The organism is Granulicatella sp. zg-84 (assembly GCF_010892375.1).
Classification (GTDB): Bacteria; Bacillota; Bacilli; order Lactobacillales; family Aerococcaceae; genus WM01.
Genome location: NZ_WNJX01000009.1, coordinates 35,334 through 58,382, shown reverse-complemented (window position 1 = coordinate 58,382; position 23,049 = coordinate 35,334). Strand labels below are relative to the sequence as shown.

Here is a 23,049-nt window from a genome sequence, read left to right as displayed (position 1 = left end):
TATGATATATAATATAAATTTAGGGATTGGTTGGGCGAGTAGTGGTGTTGAATACGCTCAGGCATATCGTGCAACTGTTTTAAGAAAAATAAAACAGCCTGCAAAATTCGTATTTACGGATATGATTCAGTCTGAAAATATTGAACATTTGACAAAAAATATTGGTATAGAAGATTCAGAAGTGATTTGGTTATATCAATATTTTACAAATATAAAAATAGCACCAACAACGTACACCATTCAAGATTTTTTAGCACAATTTGAGATAAAGCCATCTCGTGTCGAAGAAGACGGGCTGTCGGTTCGGTATTTTTTTGATGCACTTGATTTTTTTGTGACGGTGTATGTGACACAGCACAACAAACAACTGGTTAATCGTGCTGAATTTGTATCAAAAGGGAATCTCATTCGTAAAGATTATTATTCTTATACAAGAGTATTTTCAGAGTATTATGCACCTAAAGATAATAGAGCGTATTTATACCAAAGACGATTTTTCAACGAGGACGGTACAACTGCTTTTGATGAAATCATTGAAGAAAATCATAAGAGTATTTTTAAATTTCCAGATTATATTTGTTTTTCAAAAGAAGAATTGATTTCGTATTTTATACAGTCATTGCACTTAACAAGTGATGATTTAGTGATTATTGATAGAGCAACAGGAATTGCACAAAGTGTCTTACGACATAAAGGGCAAGCAAAAGTAGCAACGGTCGTACATGCAGAGCATTATAGTCCCACAATGATTGATGAGTCTTATATTTTATGGAATAATTATTATGAATATCAATTTTCAAATGCGGGTAGTATTGATTTGTTTATTACTTCTACGGATACACAAACAAAAACATTAACAGAGCAATTTGAAAAATACACATCATTTTCTCCAAAAGTGGTGACTATCCCAGTGGGAAGTTTAAAACAACTCATGTATCCTAAGGGAGAACGACGTCCCTATGCATTGATGACAGCTTCTCGATTGGCGGGAGAAAAGCATATTGATTGGTTAATTAAAGCAGTTATCCATGCGAAAAAATATTTGCCCGATTTATCCTTTGATATTTATGGTAAAGGTGGAGAAGAATCAAAATTAAAATCAATGATCGAAGAGCGTGGAGCACAAGCGTATATTCGGTTAATGGGGCATCATCATTTAACGGATGTTTATGCAGATTACCAAGCGTATATCGCAGGTTCAACAAGTGAGGGATTTGGGTTAACGCTTATGGAAGCGGTCGGATCGGGATTACCAATTATTGGATTTGATGTACCGTACGGCAACCCAACATTTGTTGACAATGGTGTGAATGGGTATTTGATTAAACGACACGAGGAAGATAATGAAGACTATATTATTGAGCAATTTTCTAAAAAAATAATTGAGTTATTCACAACAGGTCAGTTGACAGCATTTCAAGAGGCTTCTTATCGTAAAGCGAGTCAGTTTTTAGATAAAGAAATCGAGTATAAATGGCAATGTGTCTTAGAGGAGGTGCTACATGATAAATCTGTTTGATCATTATAATCAGTTAACCAAAGATTTACATCAGTCTTTGACGTTGGCCGGATATACGCATCCGACAGTTGTTATAGATGATAATGGTTTCTTACCTGAAGGGATACATTCACCATATATGTATTTTTTAGGTCAAGAAAATAAACAAGCAAAAGCTCTTTATTTTAATCAAGTAAAAACGCCTAAATTTTGGGAAATAAAAGGAACGAATACATCGGGGGAAATTTATTGTTATGATGAAAAAAGGGCGAATATTTTTTATGCAGAACCAACACATAAACGTCTTGTTAGAACGGTTGAATGGTTAGATAAAGCTAATATCGTACGTTGTGTAGACTATTATAATCAATACGGTAGACAGTATGCTCGAACAACTTATAATACAAAGCAAGAACCTATTGTGACGACTTACTATCATGTTAATGGTACAGAAGTGATTGTAGAAAATCATAAAACAGGAAATATATTGCTTTCTTATCGTGAAAAAATTTATACGTTTAAATCCAAAATTGAATTTATTCGATTTTATTTAAACGAAGCAGGCTTTGATTGTGAATGTGTGATTTACAATACACTGGCACTATCATTCCTTGTGCTTTATGGGCTACAAACATTAAAAAAAGGTGTTCTTTTTTGGCAAGAGCCTATACACGATAGCATTCCGGGGAATATGCAAACGATGTTTAATGATAATCGAGAATTTAAAGTTGCTGTTCCAGATCGTTCTGTTTATGAAAAAATGCAACCATTATTAACAGATGCGCAAAAAACAAAAGTGTCTTTAAGTGGATATATTTATACATATAAACGTGATAATCATTATCAACCAAATGCTCTTGTTTTAACGAATTCTGATCAAGTGGAGCATCTGGAAGATTTTATTCAAGAGCTACCGCATATCACATTTCATGTTGCTGCTCTTACAGAAATGTCAAATCGTCTAACAAATTTATCAAAATATACGAATGTACGCCTATATCAAAATGTAACAATGCGTATAGTAGATAAATTATTCCAAAACTGTGATGTTTATTTAGATATAAATCATGCCAATGAAATTTTATATGCGACAAGAAGAGCGTTTGATTATCAGTTACTATTGTTTAGTTTTACGAATACAAAACATAGTCATTTTGTTTCACCGGACAATAATTATCCAAGTGAGCAATGGAAAAATATGAGTCAAAAATTATCGGATGTTTTTTCTAATCGACAATTATTTGATACATTACTAGAAAAGCAAAAATATGCAGCACATCAAGTTGGGGTGCAATCGTATCATCAGTTATTGCGTTAAGAGGTGAGTATGATGAGAGAAGAGAAAGATATATTAAAAGATAGTATTGATGAAAAAATTTCTAAGGCACGTTATGTACCAAAGAAAAAAGAAGAAAAGAAGTCATCGTTTGAAAAACTATCTGTCATAACCGCTGCTGTATTGGCTGTTTCTGTTCTTGTAGGTTTGATTATGACACTTATGAGGTTATTTTAAAAGAATGAATACATCGTGTGGGTAGGTGAAACTATCAACACGATGTATTGTTTTCTGAATGGGACATGGTTTTTTTGTAAAATTGTTCGTAAAAATAAATTTTATATGATATAGTGTAATAAAGTATGAAAGGAGATAAATCAATATGGTACAAGTCGCTGTTGTTATGGGAAGTCAATCGGATTGGGAAACGATGAAACATGTTTGTGAGATATTAGATAAATTTGGAGTATCCTATCATAAACAAGTCATTTCTGCACACCGCACCCCAGATTTAATGTTTCAATTTGCACAGGATGCACGAAAAACAGGTATTAAAGTCATTGTTGCAGGGGCTGGAGGCGCTGCACATTTACCGGGAATGATTGCCTCAAAAACAACATTACCTGTTGTTGCCGTTCCTATCAAGTCAAGTACATTAAATGGTATTGATTCATTATTATCTATTGTACAAATGCCAGGAGGTGTTCCTGTCGGTACAATGTCTATTGGGAAAGCGGGGGCTATCAATGCCGGCTTATATACAGTGCAAATATTAAGTGCATTTGATGACGTATTGGCGGAAAAAATGGCAGTGTATAGAGAAAATATGCGACAACAAGTACTAGAAAGTGATTATATCTTGTATCAATAAGAGAGGGTAGACGATGATAAAAGGTAATCCGAACATAAATGTAACGATTGGTATTATTGGCGGGGGTCAGTTAGGGAAAATGATGGCACAGTCTGCTAAAAGGCAAGGATATAGGGTGGCTATTTTAGATCCTCAAGAAGATTGTCCTGCTTCTCAAGTGAGTGATTGGCATATCGTATCTCATTATAATGATACAAAGGCTTTGTGCGAGTTATCAAATTGTTGTGATGTCATTACGTATGAATTTGAGAACGTCGATTGTCAAGCGATTATAGATACTATTCCTGCGGATAAATTTCCTCAAGGGATTAAAACGCTACGTATTTCACAAGATAGATTATTAGAGAAAGAGTTTTTAAAGACACATGGGTTTCCGGTTGGGCAGTATGAAGCAGTTTTGTCTAAAGAAGATTTACAACAAGCGATAGCAAACATAGGGTATCCGTGTGTTTTAAAGACCACACGATTTGGATATGATGGAAAAGGACAAGTTGTACTCATCTCGGATGAAGATATACAAAAAGCAGAAACGCTAGTAAGTCAAACGATTTGTGTATTAGAGGCATTTGTGCCTTTTGAGAAAGAAGTATCTATTATGATTAGTCGGAATCTAAAAGGTCAAACGTCTGTTTTTCCAGTCAGTGAAAATCATCATATTCATAATATTTTACATACAACAATTGTTCCGGCAAGATTACCCGATGATGTCTTGGAGCGTGTACAAGAAATTGCAGAGAGAATAGCAGATGCTTTGCAATTAGTTGGAACGCTAGGCATCGAGTTTTTTGTAACAGCAGATAATCAATGTTATGTGAATGAATTGGCACCACGTCCACATAATTCGGGACATTATTCGATTGAGGCGTGCAATATGTCCCAATTTGATGTATCTATTCAAGCGGTTTTACAATTACCTATGCCAGTAATCAAATTGTACTCTTCAGTTGTCATGATCAATGTGTTAGGTCAGCATGTTGATGCTGTTTTTGCACTAAAAAAAGAAAAACCGAATTGGCATTTCCATGATTATGGAAAGTTGGAGAGTAAAGTCAATCGAAAAATGGGGCATGTGACGGTGCTGAGTGAGGATGTTGAGGAAACATTGAGAGAGATTAAGGAGTTAGAAATATGGGAATAAAAAAATGGATGATAACTATCGTTTTGGGGTGTTTGGTAGGTTGTAGTAGTAATAGTAAGCAAGCCGAAGTAAGTGTAACGGAAAAAGTTGTGGTGGACTATGAAAGTTTGTATCGTCCGATAATTGAAAAGTATAAAGAAGCTCTAGACGCAAAAAATACGGATATTCCAGAGGATGTCAATTTGTCTGTTGAAGCGGGTAAGAAAGATATGTACTATGCTTTTTATGATATCAATCATGATAATGTGAAAGAGTTATTAATAAAAGGACAAATTAGAGAGTTGGCTGATTTATACACGATAAAAGACAATAGTGTTGTGCGTTTATTCAGTGAGGCATTTAAAGCGGGTAGACCTGAGAGAATGGCTTATTCACTGTATGATGATGGAACGATTTTGAGTAAGCATAATCAGTATTATTTCTTAGATAATCAACAGGTAAATGTGTCGAGTATGACAGATATAAAAATAGCAAATGATTTGACTTCTTTAATGGAAGAGCGTTTTGCTGTGTTCTTTTCAGAGAAGAAAGAAGATACAGAGGGAAAAGTTATCTCTAAGAAAGAGTTTTTTGACAAGTATAATGCAAAAAAAGAAATCTTTTTAGATAATTTAGAATGGACTTCTGTTTCAAGTGGAAGAAAATATGACACGAGTCCTGACGCCGTTGAAGAAGCGATACGGTTAGCCAGTGATATGATTTCTATTCAGATAAATCGTTTTAATAATGGAAAGCAAAATACGATACCGCCAGGTTTTATTGGAGGGAAATTGATAAAAAATGTAGAGGGAAATGCGTATTATATGGCTGATTTAGCCAATATCGTAGATATTTATAATGAATATAATGTAGCTGTTTTCCAAGAAGAAGATGTTTTAGCAAATATTCGCGATATTTATAGCAGAGATAAACAAGATTTTCGTGAAATTGATGATTCTGCTATTGGAAAGACTGAAGATGAGTTAGTTGCACTGTTAGGAGAATCTAAAGGTGCGGTGTATTTAAAACAAGATAAAAAATTTGTCTACACTCAACTCGGAGGTGTTGGTGGCGCAGGATTCCCAGTACCAGCGGACCTAAGTAAGTGGATCACAGAAGGGGATAGAATAACAATACCAATGATGAGTAGTTTTGATAAAACTAAGAAAGTAGCAACCGTTATTTTAGAAGTAAATAAAAAAATATATACGGGTGGTAGACATCGTAGTATGTATTATATAGTTGATTATATACGGGAATAAGAAAAAAGCTAAAAGTATTCGTATGGATACTTTTAGCTTTTTTGTGTGTCATAAAAACGAAAGTCAATCTTTTTTTAAGGGAAAAAGTCTTCATTTTTCTTTTATTGTCTTTTTTTATAAAGTTTATGTTCGTTAAAAAAATAAAATATCCTTGTTTAAAAGCTAAAATAGTAGTATGCGCTGTTTTTATTGTTATATCAATGTTTTTGTTAGAAAAGTTGACAAAAAACGATAATGTGTTACGATAAAAACGAACATAATTAGAAGTTGTTTTATAAATAGTTCGTATTTTAGGGAGGGTATATGGATAGACGGATTTTTGTAAAGAAAAAAGAAAGTTATAATCAAGAATCATTTATGTTATGTCAACAACTGAATAACATGTATGGTTTTGAATTGGCACAAGCGACAATATATCATGTATATGATATATACAATATTGAGGAAACAACATATTCATTGGCAAAGAAATCTGTTTTTTCAGAAGTGATGATTGATGATGTGTACGAAACACTTACATTAAAAGAGGGATATTATTTTGCTTACGAAACATTGCCTGCTCAATACGATCAAAGAGCAGATAGTGCGATGCAGTGTATTGCATTATTGGATAATCAATCACAGGCTGTTGTTAGAAGTGGTAGGGTTATTGTGTTTGATAAGTGTTTATCTGAGAATGATTTGTTAAAAGTTGAACAATTTTTAGTCAATCCGATTGAAGCCCGTGTCAAAGATATGTCTTGTCTGTCTTTTTCGATTGATGCAACGCCAAAACCATTAAGGGATATGACAGGATTTAATGTATTTGATACCGCACAATTAGAAGAGATAAAACGAGAGATGTCTTTGGCGATGTCGATTGAGGATTTAGTGTTTATCCAATCCTATTTTAGAACGGAGCATAGAGATCCAACAGAAACAGAAATTTATGTGTTGGATTGCTATTGGAGTGACCATTGCCGTCACACAACCTTTGAAACAGTGTTAGATGATGTGTCTATTCAATCGGCACTGTTTAAAAAAGAAATGCAAGAAGCGTACGATACTTATTTGGCTATGAGAAAGTCATTACAGGTCAGTAAACCAGTAACGCTAATGGATATGGCAAGCATTATCGGAAAGTATCATGTACGGGTGTTAAAAGATAAAAAAATCGAAGTAAGTGAAGAAATCAATGCATGCTCTTTTTTCACAGAGAATATAGTCAATGGACGCACAGAGCAGTGGTTAGTGCAGTTTAAAAATGAAACGCATAATCATCCGAGTGAGATTGAACCTTTTGGGGGTGCTAGTACATGTATTGGCGGTGCTATTCGTGATCCGCTTTCTGGTAGAAGTTATGTGTATCAAGCAATGCGTGTGTCGGGTAGTGGCAATATTCTACAAAAACGAGAAGAAACTTTACCACATAAATTACCTCAAATTGATATTTCAAAAGGGACAGCGCATGGTAATTCTTCTTATGGTAATCAAATTGGATTGGCAACGACATTTGTAAGAGAGTTGTATGATGATTCTTATATTGCCAAACACATGGAAGTTGGTGCTGTTGTTGGTGCTGTTAAAGTTGGTGATTTTAAGCGAGAAACACCTAAGAAAGATGATTTGGTTTTATTGATTGGGGGAAGAACGGGACGTGACGGTATTCAAGGTGCGAGTGGATCAAGTGTGGTGCATACCAACCAGTCTTTAGAAACAGCGTCTAGTCAAGTGCAAAAAGGAAATGCTATTGAAGAACGTAAATTACAGCGTTTGTTTAGACAACCTCATGTGACAAAATTGATTAAAAAATGCAATGACTTTGGTGCAGGTGGTGTATGTGTTGCTATTGGAGAATTGTCGGAGGGCATACATATACAATTAGATAAAGTACTTGTTAAATATCAAGGATTAAATGCAACAGAATTGGCAACGAGTGAATCTCAAGAGCGGATGGCGGTCGTTATCTCTCCAAGTGATTATGAAGTATTTACGAAAGCATGTGAAGAAGAGAATATTGAATATGCACATGTGGCAACCATTACTGATAAACGTCGTTTGGAAATGTATTATGGGGCTGAAAAAGTCGTGGATATGAGTGCTGATTTTTTAGCAACAAGTGGTGTAAGACAGCATGCAAATGCACTGTTGATTGATAATAAAGGGAACAATCCTTTCAACCATAAGTCATTTTCTAAAGAAGCTGTTTTAGAAGAATTAAGTGACTTAAATGTGACCTGTCAAAAAGGGATAGCCCAACGATTTGATGCTTCTATTGGAGCAACAACCGTTTTGATGCCTTTTGCGGGGAAACATCAACTAACTCCTGTTCAAGCGAGTGTTCAAGCTTTACCAGTGCTACATGCAACTGGGGATACAGGAACAATTTTGACCTATGGGCTTATTCCAAAAATTTCTCACTATTCACCGTTTTTATCGTCTATGTATGCTGTTTTAGAAAGTGTGGCAAAAATATATGCTGTTGGTGGAGATAAAGAAAGTTTGTATTTTTCTTTCCAAGAGTATTTTGAAAAATTAGGAACTTCTCCAGAAAAATGGGGCAAAGTGACACAAAGTTTATTAGGTAGTATTGTAGCACAACATAAAATTGGACGAGCAAGTATTGGCGGGAAAGATAGTATGTCTGGTACGTTTAATGATTTAAATGTTGTTGAAACGCTAATTTCATTTGCTTGTGCTCCAGTCAAAACAGAGCATATCATAACACCTGAGTTAAAAAATATTGGAAATAAATTATATTATGTACCAGTAGAAAAAGATGAACGGGGTTATCCAAATATAGAAAAAGCAATAGAGCATTATGAATATGTCAAAACAGCGATACGAAATAAACACATCGTATCTGTGTACGTACAAGAAGAAGGCAGCGTTGCAGCTTCTTTAATCAAAATGGCATTAGGCAATAGAGTTGGATTTACCGTAAATCACGATACTATTTTAGATTTTACGCCTGCGTCATTGGTGGTGGAATCAACCGTAGATTTACCATTTACTTTACTTGGCTATGTTAGTGAAGATATTTCTATCAATGGAGAAACATTCTCGTTTGAAGAAGTATATAAAGCCTATACACAGACATTAAATCCGATTTATCCACTTTATCAAAATGAAGATAAAGGGCATTGTGAACAAATCTCTGTTTTGCCAAAAGAGCCTATTTATTATGATGAGTATGTCGATGATGTTAAAGTGGTGATTCCTGTTTTTCCTGGGACAAATTGTGAGTATGACACAGAAAAAGCATTCAAAGATGCGGGTGCAATGACACAAACAGTTGTGATACGAAATAAGAAAGAGCATGATATTGAACAATCTATTGATGCCTTTGTTAAAGCCATTCAAGAATCGCATATTATTATGTTTCCAGGTGGATTTTCAAGTGGTGATGAACCTGACGGCAGTGCAAAATTTATTGTTAATGTATTGAAAAATGCCAAAGTAAAAGAAGCCATTCATCAACATTTAGCAAAAAAACGATTGATTTTAGGTATTTGTAATGGATTTCAAGCCTTAATTAAATCGGGGCTAATACCTTATGGAGAAATTCGAGATGTGACTCAAGACGATTTAACCTTATATCGTAATGATAGTTATCATCATATTTCAACATCTGCATGGACGCGTGTTGCAAATCTGAATTCTCCATGGACACAAGGATTTACATTAGATGAAATGCACGAAGTGATGTTTAGTCATGGAGAGGGTAAATTAGTTGGTACAATGCTTCCTGCGTATAAACATTTGGTAGCTTTTCAATATTGTGATTTTAATGGTTTGGCAAGTGAACATGGACAATTTAATCCAAATGGCTCAGTACTGGCGATAGAGGGAATGATGAGTGAAAATGGCCTTGTTTTAGGAAAAATGGGACATAGTGAACGTTATGGTGAAGGACTGTATAAAACAAACACACTGAAAGGTAGACAAGATATTTTTACAAACGGTGTTCAATACTTCAAATATAAAAAGGAGAAAAAATGATGAATTTATTGTATGAGGGCAAAGCAAAACAACTGTATTCTTGTGAAGAACCAGATAAAGTTTATGTTCATTATAAAAATAGTGCAACAGCTTTTAATGGTATAAAAAAAGAAGAATTTGAGAAAAAAGGCGTTTTAAACAATACGATTACATCGTTGATTTTTAATTATTTAGAGAATGCAGGTGTACGTACACATTTCATTGAAAAAGTGAATGATACGGATCAGATTTGTCAACATGTGACGATTATTCCTCTAGAAGTCATTATTCGGAATATTGTTGCAGGATCTATGGCGAAAAAATACGGTCTACCTGAAGGTCAAGTACTGGCAAAACCCGTATTTGAGTTAAGTTATAAAAATGATGCGTTAGGAGATCCACTTATAAACGATGATCATGCCGTGGCGTTGCATATTGTGACAGAAGATGAATTAGCTTTTATCAAATTCCAAGCTTTACGTATCAATATGCTTTTGCAAGAATTTTTCTTAAAAGCTAATTTAACATTGGTTGATTTTAAAATTGAGTTTGGAAAGACAAAAAATAATCAAATTATTTTGGCAGATGAAATTTCTCCAGATACATGTCGATTATGGGAAGTTGGAACACAAGAAAAGTTTGATAAGGACAGATTTCGCCGAGATTTAGGTGGTGTTATGGAAGCGTACGAAGAAGTGTTAAGGAGATTAACTCATGAGTAGTCATCTAAATGAAGAATGTGGTGTTTTTGGTGTGTTTGGACATTCACGAGCGAGTGAAGTGACCTATTTTGGATTGCACAGTTTACAGCATCGCGGGCAAGAAGGAGCAGGTATTGTTGTATCGAATGATGACAAAATGGTTGGGTATAGAGGATTAGGCCTACTAGCTGAAGTATTTAAAGATAAGCAAAATTTAGATATGTATGGAGATAAAGCAATCGGGCATGTACGCTATGCTACATCAGGAGGAAGTAGTTTACGTAATATTCAACCGTTTTTACATCGCTTTTATGATATGGAAGTTGGTGTATGTCACAATGGTAATCTTATCAACAGTAAAACATTGCGAAAAGAACTAGAACAAGAGGGGGCTGTTTTTTATTCAACGTCTGATACAGAAGTGTTAATTCATTTAATTCGCCGTAGCAAGCAAGCAACATTCGAAGCACAGTTAAAAGAAAGTTTATGTCGTATTAAAGGTGGATTCACGTATTTACTTTTGACAAAAGACGCTTTGTATGGAGCTGTTGATGAAAATGGTTTACGTCCTTTAGTTGTTGGTAAGTTAAAGAATGGGGCATATGTCCTGGCAAGCGAAACATGTGCTATTGATATTTTGGGAGGAGAATTTGTCCGAGATATTTATGCGGGAGAAATAGTGATTATTACAAAGGACGGATTACGTGTCGAATCATATATTGAAAAAAATCGTCATGCTATTGCGGCAATGGAATATGTCTATTTTTCAAGACCCGATTCTAATATAGCAGGTATCAATGTACATGCAGCTAGAAAAAGAACAGGTAGACGTCTTGCGCACGAGTGGCCAACACCACAAGCGGATATTGTGATTGGAGTACCAAATTCTTCTTTATCTGCGGCAAGTGGATATGCAGAAGAAAGTGGTTTGCCATACGAAATGGGATTAGTTAAAAGCCAATACATAGCGCGTACATTTATTCAACCAACACAAGAACTAAGAGAACAAGGTGTACGATTAAAATTATCTGCTGTAAAAAGTATCGTAGGGGGGAAATCGGTGGTCATGGTTGATGATTCGATTGTTAGAGGAACAACTAGCCAACGTATTGTACGATTATTAAAAGAAGCAGGTGCTAAAGAAGTGCATGTACGTATTGCTGCACCACCATTACTTTTCCCGAGTTATTACGGTATTGATATTTCAACATCAAGTGAATTAATTGCTGCCAATCAAACACTTGAAGAAATGCGTGTGTTTATTGGTGCAGATTCATTAGGCTTTTTAAGTGAAGAGGGATTGATTGAATCCATTGGATTAAAGGTAGATGATTTATACGGAGGCTTATGTATGGATTGTTTTAATGGTGATTACTGTGCAGGTTTATATGATTATGAAGAAGAGTTTTATCGCAAATTAACACCCATTCAGCAAGCCTTTTTGGAAAAAAGAAAGTAGAGGAATACATCATGTCGAATGCATATAAAGAAGCCGGTGTCGATGTGCATGCCGGATACGAAGTTGTCGAACGAATTAAAAAGCATGTTCAAAAAACAAACCGCAGTGGTATTATGGGTGCTTTAGGTGGTTTTGGAGGGCTATTTGATTTAGGAAGTTTACAGTATAAAAATCCTGTTCTCATTTCTGGAACAGATGGCGTAGGAACAAAGTTATTGTTAGCGATTCAGCAAAAAAAATATGATACAATCGGAATAGACTGTGTGGCGATGTGTGTAAATGATATTGTTGCTCAAGGAGCAGAACCACTATTTTTCTTAGACTATATTGCCGTTGGTAAAAATAAACCAGAGATTATCGAACAAATTGTGTCGGGTGTTGCCACAGGTTGTCAAATAGCAGGGGCTGCTTTAATTGGTGGTGAAACAGCAGAAATGCCAGATATGTATGATCCAGAAGATTTTGATTTAGCAGGATTTACGGTGGGTGTCGCAGAAAAAGAGCAGTTAATTCATAAAGAGAATGTACAAATAGGTGATGTACTAATTGGCTTAGGTTCTAGTGGTATTCATTCCAATGGCTATTCGCTTGTTAGAAAACTTTTTTTCAAAGATAATCAATATACGTATGAAAGTCATTTTGATGAGTTGGGTGAGAAAACATTGGGCGATGTTTTATTGGAACCTACACGCATTTACGTGAAAGAAATTCTTGCCTTGCATCAAAAAGGATTTGTACACGGAGTGGCACATATTACAGGTGGAGGATTTCTTGAAAATATTCCACGCATGCTCCCAGATGCAATGACCGCACGTATTCACATGAATTCTTTTCAAACATTACCGATTTTTACTCTTATGCAACGTTTAGGGAAATACACTCAAGAAACGATGCTAAATACATTTAATTTAGGTATCGGTATGGTTGTTGCTGTCCCTAAAGAAAGCGTGCAAGATGTTCTACATCTTTTGGGAACTTTTGACACACCAGCGTATGTCATAGGCGATGTTGTTTCTAAAGAGAACTATTCACAAACATTATCATCACAAGAGGTTATTTTATGAATTTAGCTGTTTTTGCAAGTGGTAATGGTTCTAATTTTTCTGCTTTGTACCAAGCTATACAGGAAGGAATATTAAAAGCACATATTAGTTGTGTCATTTGTGATAAAAAAGATGCGTATGTATTAGAACGTGCTAAACAGGTTTCTGTTCCATATTATCATATTGCATTAAGTGAGTATGATTCCAAAGAAGCTTATGAAAAAGCTATTTTAGACATACTAGCATTATATCATATTGATTATATTATCTTAGCAGGGTATATGAAAATCATTGGACAAACATTATTGGATGAATATTCACAACATATTTTGAATATTCATCCAGCTTACTTGCCTGAATTTAAAGGGAAGCAAGGTATTTTAGATGCGTTTAGTGCTGGTGTCTCACAAACTGGTGTGACGGTACATCTTGTCGATGAGGGAATTGATACAGGAGAGATTATCTTACAAGAACGTGTCCCTGTTTTTGAAACGGATACATTGGAAAGTTTAGAGGAACGTATCCACGCGGTAGAGCATCGTCTGTATCCTAAAGCGATACAAATGTATTATCAAAATAAAAGAAATGATGAAAGGAGAAACGTATGACAAGAGCATTGATTAGTGTATCAGATAAAACAGGAGTTGTCCCGTTTGCCAAAGCACTTGTATCATTAGGTATTGAGATTATCTCAACAGGAGGAACAAAAAAAGTTCTTGAAGAAGAAGGAATTAAGACGATTGGGATTGAAGAGGTTACGGGTTTTCCTGAAATGTTAGACGGACGTGTTAAAACATTACACCCAGTCATTCATGGAGGATTATTGGCGCGACGTGATAGTCAAGAGCATACAAATGCTTTAGAAGAGCATCGTATTTCGTATATTGATATTGTTGTGGTAAATCTATATCCATTTAAACAAACAATTTTAAAACCTAATGTACACTATGCGGATGCTATTGAAAATATTGATATAGGCGGACCTAGTATGTTACGTTCAGCTGCAAAAAATCATGTAGATGTGACAGTTTTAGTAGATCCAGCAGATTATGATACTGTTTTAAGCGAATGGAAAGAATACGGGAATACACGTTTTGAAACACGACAAACATTGGCGGCAAAAGTTTTTAGACACACGGCGAGTTATGATGCGTTAATCGCTGATTATATGACAAAACAAGTTGGACAAGATACACCTGAAACATTAACAATAACGTATGATTTAAAACAAACATTACGCTATGGTGAAAATAGTCAACAAAAAGCTTTGTTTTATGAAACAGTTCTTCCACAGCGTTTTTCCATAGCAAATGCAACACAATTACATGGAAAAGAATTGTCTTATAATAATATTAAAGATGCAGATGCTGCTATTCGCATTGCTAGAGAGTTTAACGAACCTGTTGCTGTTGCGTTGAAACATATGAATCCTTGTGGTGTTGGTGTTGGAGAAACGATTGAAGAAGCATTTGAACGCTGTTATCAAGCAGATCCGGTTTCTATATTTGGTGGTATTGTTGTGTTAAATCGACCAGTCACAAAACGTGTTGCTGAGCAATTACATACAATCTTTTTAGAAATTATTATTGCTCCTGTTTATGATGAAGAAGCACTTGAGATTTTAACACAAAAGAAAAATATTCGTTTATTAGCACTACCTTTTGAGGAAATGCATACGAATGAATTAGAGTACGTGTCTGTTTTAGGTGGTTTATTGGTTCAAGAACAAGACAATCATCTTGATGAGCCAGAAACATTTAGCGTCATGACAAAAAGAAAACCAACCTTGGAGGAAGAAAAAGCGTTGTTATTGGCGTGGAAAGTTGTGAAACATGTGAAATCAAATGCGATTGTTATTTCAGATGCTAAACAAACATTAGGTATTGGTGCGGGGCAAATGAACCGTGTTGGTGCAGCAAAAATTGCTTTAGAGCAAGCCAAACAAAGTGGTATGGATTTGTCTAAAGCGGTTATGGCGAGTGATGCCTTTTTCCCTATGTCTGATACAGTAACGTTGGCGTCGGAGTATGGTATCTGTGCCATTATACAACCGGGTGGTAGTATTAAAGATGATGATTCTGTGAATGTGGCAAATGAGCATCATATAGCGATGTTAAAAACAGATATAAGACATTTTAGACATTAAGATGTAGAGGGAAAACTCATGAATATATTAGTGATTGGTAGTGGTGGTAGAGAGCACGCAATTGCAAAAGCGATTGTTCGTTCACCAAAAGTAAAAACGGTATATTGTGCAAAAGGAAATCCAAGAATGGCACAAGACGGCATTGTTTGTGTAGATATTTCAGAAACAGATAAACAAGCACTGGTTCAATTCGCAAAAGAGCATGAAATTTCATGGACATTTATTGGGCCGGAATTACCGCTGTTTCATGGTGTCAGTGATGCGTTTGAACAAGAGGGGTTATTGGTTTTTTCCCCAAGTCAACGTGCTGCAAAGATTGAATATTCTAAAGACTTTGCGAAAGAATTGATGAAAAAATACAATGTGCCAACAGCACAATCGCAAACCTTTACAGATTTTGAAAAAGCAAAAACCTATTGCCTTGAAAAAGGAGTGCCGATTGTTATTAAAGCAGACGGATTGGCAGCTGGAAAAGGTGTCGTGGTTGCGATGACAGAGCAAGAAGCGCTAGATGCTCTATCCTTAATGCTCATCGACGGCTCATATACAAATGACAATGATGTTGCTAGAGTTGTCATTGAAGAGTATTTAGAAGGAGAAGAATTTTCCGTATTTAGTTTTGTCAAAGGTCGAAAAGCTTGGTTTGCGGGTATCTCACAAGACCATAAACGTGCTTATGATAATGATAAAGGTGCCAATACAGGAGGTATGGGGGCATACTCTCCGGTGCCACAATTTGACCAAACGGTTATTGATGATGTGATGATGCATGTCGTACAACCTATTATTGATGGGTTAGTATTAGAGGGAGCTTCATATACAGGTGTTTTATATGCAGGATTGATGATGACAAAAAACGGAATAAAAGTTATCGAATTTAATGCACGCTTTGGAGATCCTGAAACACAAGTCGTTTTGCAACGTTTAAAAAGTGATTTTGTAGAGATTATTACCGATATTTTAGAAGATAAAGAGCCAACTATTGAATGGCGTCAATCAGGTATAACACTAGGTGTTGTTGTGGCAGCAAACGGTTATCCAAGTGCTTATGTAAAAGACTTACCATTAGGAACTCTAACAGTTCCTCAACATACATCAATGGAATTATTTGCTGCTGGTGTTACCGAGAAAAACGGAGAATATGTATCAAGTGGAGGTCGTATTTTCTTAGTATCCGCAACGGCTCAAACTGTCAAAGAAGCACAGCAAGAGGTTTATACATATTTATCAGAAAACCCAATTCCGCAAACTTTTTATAGACAAGATATTGGCAGCAAAGCACTTCGGTAATATAAAAATATATTGTCGAGATGATATATTATTTTATATATGATGAAAATAGAGTTTGAAAAGACAATTCATGAAAATATGAGATATTTTGATTTTCCGTCAACACAATTTGACGGAAAATTATTTTTTAACTATTTGTTGTTTGTGTTAAATGATGTTGTTCCTCAAATGAAATATCTAGATCCAAAATGTCGCAAAAGTGCTATAGCAATGTCACTTTTGCGACATTTTTACACAAAAGATAACTATTGTTGTATTCTATAATTGTTATAAATTGCTATTTGTTTAAATGAAGCAATGTGAAAAAAGGAGGGATCGGAAATATTGTATATATTATTTAAGGATAAATGAAAACAAAAATAAAGCCGGATAAATATATGGTAATTTTTGTAAAAACATATAGCAATGTAATGTCAGTGTATCTAAAATGTATCAAGAATATCTATCATTTTCATATATCAATTTTTGAATAAAAGAAGTAAGGGAGGAGAAACAATGAATGTTAAAAAAATTATATTTTGTTTAGGTGTGTTTATTATCTCTTTATTTGTTGCGAAAGAGTTATATGTATCATTTTTTTCAAATTATCTGTATTATACATTTCGTCCTCTATATATGTGGCTAATGCAAACATATCGAATGGATGCGGGGATTGTTTTACCGCTTTACTTTTTGTTTGCATTTATTGTGACATCTTTGTTATACGATAGTGTATTTTATAGACAAATTAGATTAAAAACGAAATGTTACTATAATACAATCATTTTTTTAATATTTATTTACTTTGTTTTCATTAGAAATATACTGTTTGGAAACATAGAATTTATAAGAGATGATTATTTATTAAATCATTTTGTTACATTGGTATCTACAGGATATGTTATGTATTTATTTTACAGAACATATTCACAAATAAAGAGTAGAAAAATATAAAATGTGTATTTTTTTAGGGTTTTTCGTGTCTATTGCTGAAGCTGGTGGGTATGTTGTAACATATAGTGGAAAAGCAATTAAAAGTACACATTCTAATGGAGAAGCTTATTTTAACAAAGGAGAAATAGCGATTATTCACTATAAACAAAATGTGAGTTGCTATGTAAATTATAGTGTTGCTGGATTTTTAGTATCATTAGAAAAGTATAATTGGTATGGAGGTTCTGACTCTGTTGCTAGTAGAGTATATAACGGTACTGTAAATACAAGTTTTTCTCATATTATGGGTTCTGACGGGAAAGTATTTTTACGTTTTGAAGTAATAGGCAGATATTCAGTTTATGATATACAAGGATATATAGAAAAATCTTCTTATACAGCTATGGATAGAAGTGTACGAATTAGCAATAATGAGGAAGATATTACTTACGATGAGATTTATAATAACGATAAGTCTAATTAGTTAATATTCATATTTTTCATAATTATTCAATTTTCTAAACTGATTTTAGACAAATAATCTATACATTTTAAATAGCCATTACTCAGTGCAAAGCAATATTGTTCTGTACTGAGTTTTTTACGTACAAAAAGTTACTGTGCTTGCAAAGTTTAAAAACCTGTCGTAAAATAATCAAAAGGTCAAGAAAGGTCAATAAAGATGCAAGGTAAACGAAATATAAGTGATATTATTGAAAATTATTTAAAAGATTTTTTAGTGAATGACAATCATGTGATTATTCAGCGAAATGAACTTGCGACTTTGTTTGAGTGCGTGCCCTCACAAATTAACTATGTGATTAAAACACGTTTTACACAAAATAGAGGATACATTGTCCAAAGTAAGCGTGGGGGTGCTGGATATGTTCGTATTAGCAAACTAGATTTTTGCCATACGCATATTATTGATGCGTTACTAAGCACGTTGTCTAATTCATTGTCTATGAATGAAGCTGTTAAAGTCATTTCTCAGTTACATCATGAGCAAGTGTTAACAAAGCGAGAAATGTTATTGATTCAAGCAAGTCTTGAACGTGATATGCTACAATCTCATGTAGACAATGATGATCAATTACGAGCAGATTTATTAAAAAGTCAATTACGACAATTACGATACCAATATAATGAGAGTGAAGAATAGTATGGAAAATAAATTTACACAACTTAGTTTAGATGTATTAGCTCTTGCAAAAGAGCAAACAAGAAGGTCACGACATGCGTTTATCGGATCTGAAGATTTGTTATTAGCTTTAGTGATGACAAAAAATAGTATTGCAGGAAGTGTTTTAAATCGTTACGTATCTGTTGAAGATGTGGCAAATTGTATTGATGTGAATATGGATACAAGTGTAAATGTCAAAAATGTCACGTATTCAGCTAAAATGAATCGTATTTTAGACAATGCTTTAGAAATCTCTGAAAGATTGCAGTCCAATTTAGTAGGGACAGAACATTTATTATTAGGAATATTGAGCGAAGATGTAAAAGCTACACAAATTTTAAATCGTTTAAAAGTAGATGTTCAACGATTAGTCAAAGATATTTATCGTGAAATTGGTTTTTCAATCAATGAAAAAACAGGTGATTTAGAGGATAAAAAACAAAGTAAAACGCCTGTTTTAGATGCTTTAACAAGAGATTTAACAGAACAAGCCGTTGCGGGAAAAATTAGTAAAATTATTGGAAGAGAAACGGAAACAAGACGTATTTTACAAGTGCTTTCTCGTAAAAATAAAAATAATCCTGTTTTAGTTGGCGAACCTGGTGTCGGAAAAACAGCAGTCATTGAAGCTTTGGCAAATTTATTAGTTAACCAAGAAGTACCTAAATCGTTACAAGGAAAAAGACTACTTAGCCTAGACGTAGGTAGTTTGGTAGCAGGAACAAAATATCGTGGTGAGTTTGAAGAACGTATGAAACGTATCGTTGATGAAATTTTGTTTAGTGGCGATATTATTTTATTTATTGATGAAATTCATATGTTAGTCGGTGCAGGTGGATCAGAAGGTTCAGTAGATGCAGCAAATATTTTGAAACCAGCTCTAGCTAGAGGGGAAATTCAAATTATTGGGGCAACAACATTTTCAGAATATCAAAAAAATATTGAAAAAGATGCTGCCTTAGAAAGACGTTTTGCACCAGTATCTATTGATGAACCAACCCCTGAAAAAACATTTGATATGTTGAACATGATTATTTCTGAGTTTGAGCAGTATCACGGGGTATCCATTCCTGCAGATGTCATTAAAGAAGCTGTTTACTTATCTTCCCGTTATATTTCTGATCGTAAATTACCAGATAAAGCCATTGACTTGATTGATGAAGCAGCCTCTAAATTGATACTTGATTTATGTCAAAATCAAAAAGAAGAACCAACAGCTATTTTAGAGGATACCATTCAACAACAATTATCGGCAAAAGATTTTGAACAAGCAGGTGCGTCGTTTAAACAACTTGTGTCGACGATGAAAAAGCAAGAAAAACAAAAAGAAACAGTTAAAAAAATACCGGTACTAAGTCAAAGAGATATTGCTCAAGTTGTGTCGTCTTGGACAGGGGTACCCGTTACAGAATTGGAGAAAAAAGAAAGTCAACGTTTGTTGAGAATGGAAAAAGAATTGCATAAACGTGTCATTGGGCAAGATAAAGCGGTTAGTGCTGTTTCCAGAGCGATAAGACGATCTAAGAGTGGTATGGGAGATCCAAAAAAACCGATTGGTTCATTTTTATTTTTAGGGCCAACAGGTGTAGGGAAAACAGAATTAGCAAAAGCTCTTGCAGATATTTTATTTGGTAGTGAAGATAAAATGATTCGAGTGGACATGTCTGAGTTTATGGATAGACATAGTACGAGTCGATTTATTGGTTCGCCTCCTGGGTTTGTCGGATATGATGAGGGGGGACAACTGACTGAAAAAGTGAGACGTCAACCATATTCTGTTATTTTATTTGATGAAATGGAAAAAGCACATCCAGATGTGTTTAATATTTTGTTGCAAATTTTAGACGATGGATATGTTACAGACGCAAAAGGTAGACGAGTTGATTTTAGAAATACAATTTTAATCTTAACATCTAATATTGGTGCAACATTATTACGTGATGAGAAAAAAGTAGGGTTTGGTGCTGCAGTTAGTCAAGACCAAATGGCTATGGAAAAAACGATTCGTGATGAATTGAAAAAAGTTGTTCGTCCAGAGTTTTTAAACCGTATTGATGAAATTGTTGTATTCCATTCACTTGAACAAGAGCATGTATATCAAATTGTTAAATTATTGATGAAAGATACATTGAAACGTTTAGAAGACTTAGGTGCAACTGTCAGTGTATCATCAAGCGTCATCAAAAAAATTGCGAAAGACGGATTTGATATTGAGTATGGAGCACGTCCAATTAAGCGTGCTATCCAAAAAGAGATTGAAGATAAATTGAGTGAAAAGCTCTTGGATGGAACAATTCGACAAGACAGTCATGTTAAAATCGGGTTAAAACAAGATGCAATTACCATTCATGTGAAATAAATAGATGAAAAACTACATTGAAAAATGTAGTTTTTTTGTGCAAAAAAGAGTTGAAATGGCATATATACATAATAGAAAACATGAAGGAGGAAAACAATGAAAAAATGGTTAATGATCGGTGTCTGTTTGTTGAGTGTGTTTTGTTCAACGCAAGTATTTGCAACAGATACAGTTGTGACGATGAGAGATTCCAAAGAATCTGGAGTTGTGTATGTGGAAGAGGAGGATTTTCATACAGCATTGAGTTATGATGATGTTTTAGTTTCAGATGATGATGTGTTATTTTGTTTAGATCCCACAACATTAGTAAACGGAAAAGAGTATCAGACGAAAGTGTTCTCAAATGAAGAGATTATTACAGGAGAGAAACAAAAAAAGATTGATGCTTCTTTAAAAGAAAAATTGTCTTTAACAACATATTTTGGGTATGCCATCCAAGTATCCGATAAACACTATCATTATACACAAATGCTTGTTTGGGAAAACTTAGGGTATCGCATTGCAAAAGTAACAGGTACACTTTCTTTAGAAGAGTATCAACAGTTTAAAGAAAATGTGACAAAGAAAATCGAACAGTACAAAAAATATACAAGTTGGCATAATCAAACTGTTACAGTAACTTTAGGAGAACGTGCTGTACTTGAGGATTTGAATGGTTTAGTGTCTCAGTTGATTATTCCAGAGCAGATTGAAGGGTGGAAGATAGAACGTATTGATAATCGCTTAATATTAACACCAACTTCCTCTGCTAATACAACGATACTATCGTTTTACCAAGAAAAACAACCACAACATCATGGTATGTCATTTATTTATCAGCGAGAGCATTCGCAAACATTAGGAAAATTTAAATTAGACACGGAGAGATTTTCAACCGTTCGCTTGAATTTAATTAAAAAGAAAGATGTTGTCGTACATAAAGTGGATCGTAATGGCAAAGGATTACAAGGGGCAAACATTGGTGTCTATGAAGGGAATCAATTAATCGATATGTTAGAAACAGACGAAAATGGGAATGTTACATTTTCAAATTTAAATATAGAAAAGCACTATACAATTAAAGAAGTCAAAGCACCAGATGGATTTTTGTTAAATCCAGAAGTCTATTCTGATGAATTGGGCACTATCACGATTGTAGACGATAAACAACCAACCATACAGTCGAAAGCGACAACGATGTATCATCAAAAACAAAGTTATCCATTTGAGAAACATGTAGAAGCTGTTGTGCTATCCAATTTAGTGAAAGATAAAACATATATGCTTGTAGTAAAACAGCTTGATACATCAGGTAAAGTATTGAAAGAACAACGTCGTTCATTTGTTGCGAACGGTACTCAAGACGAACAGTCCTTCGAGTTTGAAGGGTATGAAGATACAGTTATATATGCAGATGAATTATATTTGAATGATGTGTTGATTACAACGCATCTTGATTTAAAAAATCAAGATCAAACGGTGTATGCACTACATCCGAAGATTCAAACGTATGTGAATAAAGTGGATGATACTTATGTTGATACAATCAATTATGAGGGGTTTAAACAAGGGGAAGTACTTGTCAAAACATGGATAACACCACTTGGTAAAGAAGATATTGTTGTTGAGCCGACAGAGAAAATTTATTCGGTAGATGAAAAAGGCAGTCTATCTGTTGCGCTAGATAAAGTAAATTTAGATGCTCTTGATGAGGGGAAATATGTAGTAATGGAACAAATTTTTGATTACTCTCAAAAAGAAAAAGGTGCTTTACTTGCTGAACATACGGATACTAATTCGCAAGAACAGTCTTTTGAGAAAGAAGCAACAGAAGAAACAACTCAAACAGTTGAAGAAACGACACAAAAACAAGACGATGCCCTACCAGAAACAGGAGAGCATAATGCTGTGTATTTATTGGTTATTGGTAGTGTATGTATTTGTTTAGGTATACGAGGTCTATTGATTAAAAAACTAGAGAAATAAACGAATT

Annotated in this window: 17 protein-coding genes; all 17 read left to right on the top strand. The window is 34.4% G+C overall.

Features of this window, described 5'->3' with window-relative positions:
* Position 1: 1 nt before the first annotated feature.
* A complete protein-coding gene (gene gtfA, locus GMA06_RS03175; protein ID WP_163561663.1) occupies positions 2-1,519 on the top strand; it encodes an accessory Sec system glycosyltransferase GtfA in 1,518 nt (505 codons plus the stop codon).
* Positions 1,503-2,816, top strand: a complete 1,314-nt coding sequence (gtfB, locus tag GMA06_RS03170) for an accessory Sec system glycosylation chaperone GtfB (RefSeq protein ID WP_163561662.1) — start codon at positions 1,503-1,505, stop codon at positions 2,814-2,816. Before gtfA ends, gtfB begins: the two co-directional genes overlap by 17 nt.
* Before the next feature lie 9 nt (positions 2,817-2,825).
* Entirely contained in the window at positions 2,826-3,011 is a 186-nt protein-coding gene (locus GMA06_RS03165) for a hypothetical protein (protein WP_163546531.1), read from the top strand.
* Positions 3,012-3,156: 145 nt separating this feature from the next.
* Complete coding sequence (purE, locus tag GMA06_RS03160) at positions 3,157-3,645, top strand: 5-(carboxyamino)imidazole ribonucleotide mutase (protein WP_163546530.1); 489 nt, start codon at positions 3,157-3,159, stop codon at positions 3,643-3,645.
* A gap of 13 nt (positions 3,646-3,658) precedes the next feature.
* Positions 3,659-4,783 (top strand): 5-(carboxyamino)imidazole ribonucleotide synthase, encoded by a 1,125-nt coding sequence (gene purK, locus GMA06_RS03155; RefSeq protein ID WP_163561661.1) that lies wholly within the window; start codon positions 3,659-3,661, stop codon positions 4,781-4,783.
* A complete protein-coding gene (locus GMA06_RS03150) occupies positions 4,774-6,024 on the top strand; it encodes a hypothetical protein (protein ID WP_163561660.1) in 1,251 nt (416 codons plus the stop codon). The genes purK and GMA06_RS03150 overlap by 10 nt, the downstream gene beginning before the upstream one ends.
* A 303-nt stretch (positions 6,025-6,327) precedes the next feature.
* Positions 6,328-10,005 carry a phosphoribosylformylglycinamidine synthase gene (locus GMA06_RS03145; RefSeq protein WP_163561659.1) on the top strand — a complete coding sequence of 1,226 codons (3,678 nt, stop codon included), beginning with the start codon at positions 6,328-6,330 and terminating at the stop codon, positions 10,003-10,005.
* The gene (purC, locus tag GMA06_RS03140) at positions 10,002-10,706 is read left to right on the top strand and encodes a phosphoribosylaminoimidazolesuccinocarboxamide synthase (RefSeq protein WP_205426194.1); all 705 of its coding nucleotides are present in this window, start codon (positions 10,002-10,004) and stop codon (positions 10,704-10,706) included. The genes GMA06_RS03145 and purC overlap by 4 nt, the downstream gene beginning before the upstream one ends.
* The gene (purF, locus tag GMA06_RS03135; protein ID WP_163561658.1) at positions 10,699-12,144 is read left to right on the top strand and encodes an amidophosphoribosyltransferase; all 1,446 of its coding nucleotides are present in this window, start codon (positions 10,699-10,701) and stop codon (positions 12,142-12,144) included. Before purC ends, purF begins: the two co-directional genes overlap by 8 nt.
* Before the next feature lie 11 nt (positions 12,145-12,155).
* On the top strand, positions 12,156-13,208 hold the full coding sequence (gene purM / locus GMA06_RS03130) for a phosphoribosylformylglycinamidine cyclo-ligase (RefSeq protein ID WP_163561657.1): 1,053 nt from the start codon (positions 12,156-12,158) through the stop codon (positions 13,206-13,208).
* The gene (gene purN, locus GMA06_RS03125) at positions 13,205-13,795 is read left to right on the top strand and encodes a phosphoribosylglycinamide formyltransferase (RefSeq protein ID WP_163561656.1); all 591 of its coding nucleotides are present in this window, start codon (positions 13,205-13,207) and stop codon (positions 13,793-13,795) included. The genes purM and purN overlap by 4 nt, the downstream gene beginning before the upstream one ends.
* Positions 13,792-15,333 (top strand): bifunctional phosphoribosylaminoimidazolecarboxamide formyltransferase/IMP cyclohydrolase, encoded by a 1,542-nt coding sequence (gene purH, locus GMA06_RS03120; protein ID WP_163561655.1) that lies wholly within the window; start codon positions 13,792-13,794, stop codon positions 15,331-15,333. The genes purN and purH overlap by 4 nt, the downstream gene beginning before the upstream one ends.
* 18 nt (positions 15,334-15,351) lie before the next feature.
* Positions 15,352-16,623 carry a phosphoribosylamine--glycine ligase gene (gene purD, locus GMA06_RS03115; RefSeq protein WP_163561654.1) on the top strand — a complete coding sequence of 424 codons (1,272 nt, stop codon included), beginning with the start codon at positions 15,352-15,354 and terminating at the stop codon, positions 16,621-16,623.
* 934 nt (positions 16,624-17,557) lie between these two features.
* A complete protein-coding gene (locus GMA06_RS03110) occupies positions 17,558-18,019 on the top strand; it encodes a hypothetical protein (protein ID WP_205426192.1) in 462 nt (153 codons plus the stop codon).
* Between the two features lie 198 nt (positions 18,020-18,217).
* Positions 18,218-18,697: a CtsR family transcriptional regulator gene (locus GMA06_RS03105; protein ID WP_163561652.1), complete on the top strand. Its 480-nt coding sequence runs from the start codon at positions 18,218-18,220 to the stop codon at positions 18,695-18,697.
* Between the two features lies 1 nt (position 18,698).
* A complete protein-coding gene (locus GMA06_RS03100) occupies positions 18,699-21,077 on the top strand; it encodes an ATP-dependent Clp protease ATP-binding subunit (protein WP_163561651.1) in 2,379 nt (792 codons plus the stop codon).
* A 96-nt stretch (positions 21,078-21,173) separates the two neighbouring features.
* A complete protein-coding gene (locus GMA06_RS03095) occupies positions 21,174-23,042 on the top strand; it encodes a SpaA isopeptide-forming pilin-related protein (protein ID WP_163561650.1) in 1,869 nt (622 codons plus the stop codon).
* Positions 23,043-23,049 lie beyond the last annotated feature (7 nt).

Excerpts from the sequence above, each read along its gene's own strand:
- gtfA (WP_163561663.1), top strand. The coding sequence starts at position 2 with ATGATATATAATATAAATTTAGGGATTGGTTGGGCGAGTAGTGGTGTT.
- gtfB (WP_163561662.1), top strand. The coding sequence starts at position 1,503 with ATGATAAATCTGTTTGATCATTATAATCAGTTAACCAAAGATTTACAT.
- GMA06_RS03165 (WP_163546531.1), top strand. The coding sequence starts at position 2,826 with ATGATGAGAGAAGAGAAAGATATATTAAAAGATAGTATTGATGAAAAA.
- purE (WP_163546530.1), top strand. The coding sequence starts at position 3,157 with ATGGTACAAGTCGCTGTTGTTATGGGAAGTCAATCGGATTGGGAAACG.
- purK (WP_163561661.1), top strand. The coding sequence starts at position 3,659 with ATGATAAAAGGTAATCCGAACATAAATGTAACGATTGGTATTATTGGC.
- GMA06_RS03150 (WP_163561660.1), top strand. The coding sequence starts at position 4,774 with ATGGGAATAAAAAAATGGATGATAACTATCGTTTTGGGGTGTTTGGTA.
- GMA06_RS03145 (WP_163561659.1), top strand. The coding sequence starts at position 6,328 with ATGGATAGACGGATTTTTGTAAAGAAAAAAGAAAGTTATAATCAAGAA.
- purC (WP_205426194.1), top strand. The coding sequence starts at position 10,002 with ATGATGAATTTATTGTATGAGGGCAAAGCAAAACAACTGTATTCTTGT.
- purF (WP_163561658.1), top strand. The coding sequence starts at position 10,699 with ATGAGTAGTCATCTAAATGAAGAATGTGGTGTTTTTGGTGTGTTTGGA.
- purM (WP_163561657.1), top strand. The coding sequence starts at position 12,156 with ATGTCGAATGCATATAAAGAAGCCGGTGTCGATGTGCATGCCGGATAC.
- purN (WP_163561656.1), top strand. The coding sequence starts at position 13,205 with ATGAATTTAGCTGTTTTTGCAAGTGGTAATGGTTCTAATTTTTCTGCT.
- purH (WP_163561655.1), top strand. The coding sequence starts at position 13,792 with ATGACAAGAGCATTGATTAGTGTATCAGATAAAACAGGAGTTGTCCCG.
- purD (WP_163561654.1), top strand. The coding sequence starts at position 15,352 with ATGAATATATTAGTGATTGGTAGTGGTGGTAGAGAGCACGCAATTGCA.
- GMA06_RS03110 (WP_205426192.1), top strand. The coding sequence starts at position 17,558 with ATGTGTATTTTTTTAGGGTTTTTCGTGTCTATTGCTGAAGCTGGTGGG.
- GMA06_RS03105 (WP_163561652.1), top strand. The coding sequence starts at position 18,218 with ATGCAAGGTAAACGAAATATAAGTGATATTATTGAAAATTATTTAAAA.
- GMA06_RS03100 (WP_163561651.1), top strand. The coding sequence starts at position 18,699 with ATGGAAAATAAATTTACACAACTTAGTTTAGATGTATTAGCTCTTGCA.
- GMA06_RS03095 (WP_163561650.1), top strand. The coding sequence starts at position 21,174 with ATGAAAAAATGGTTAATGATCGGTGTCTGTTTGTTGAGTGTGTTTTGT.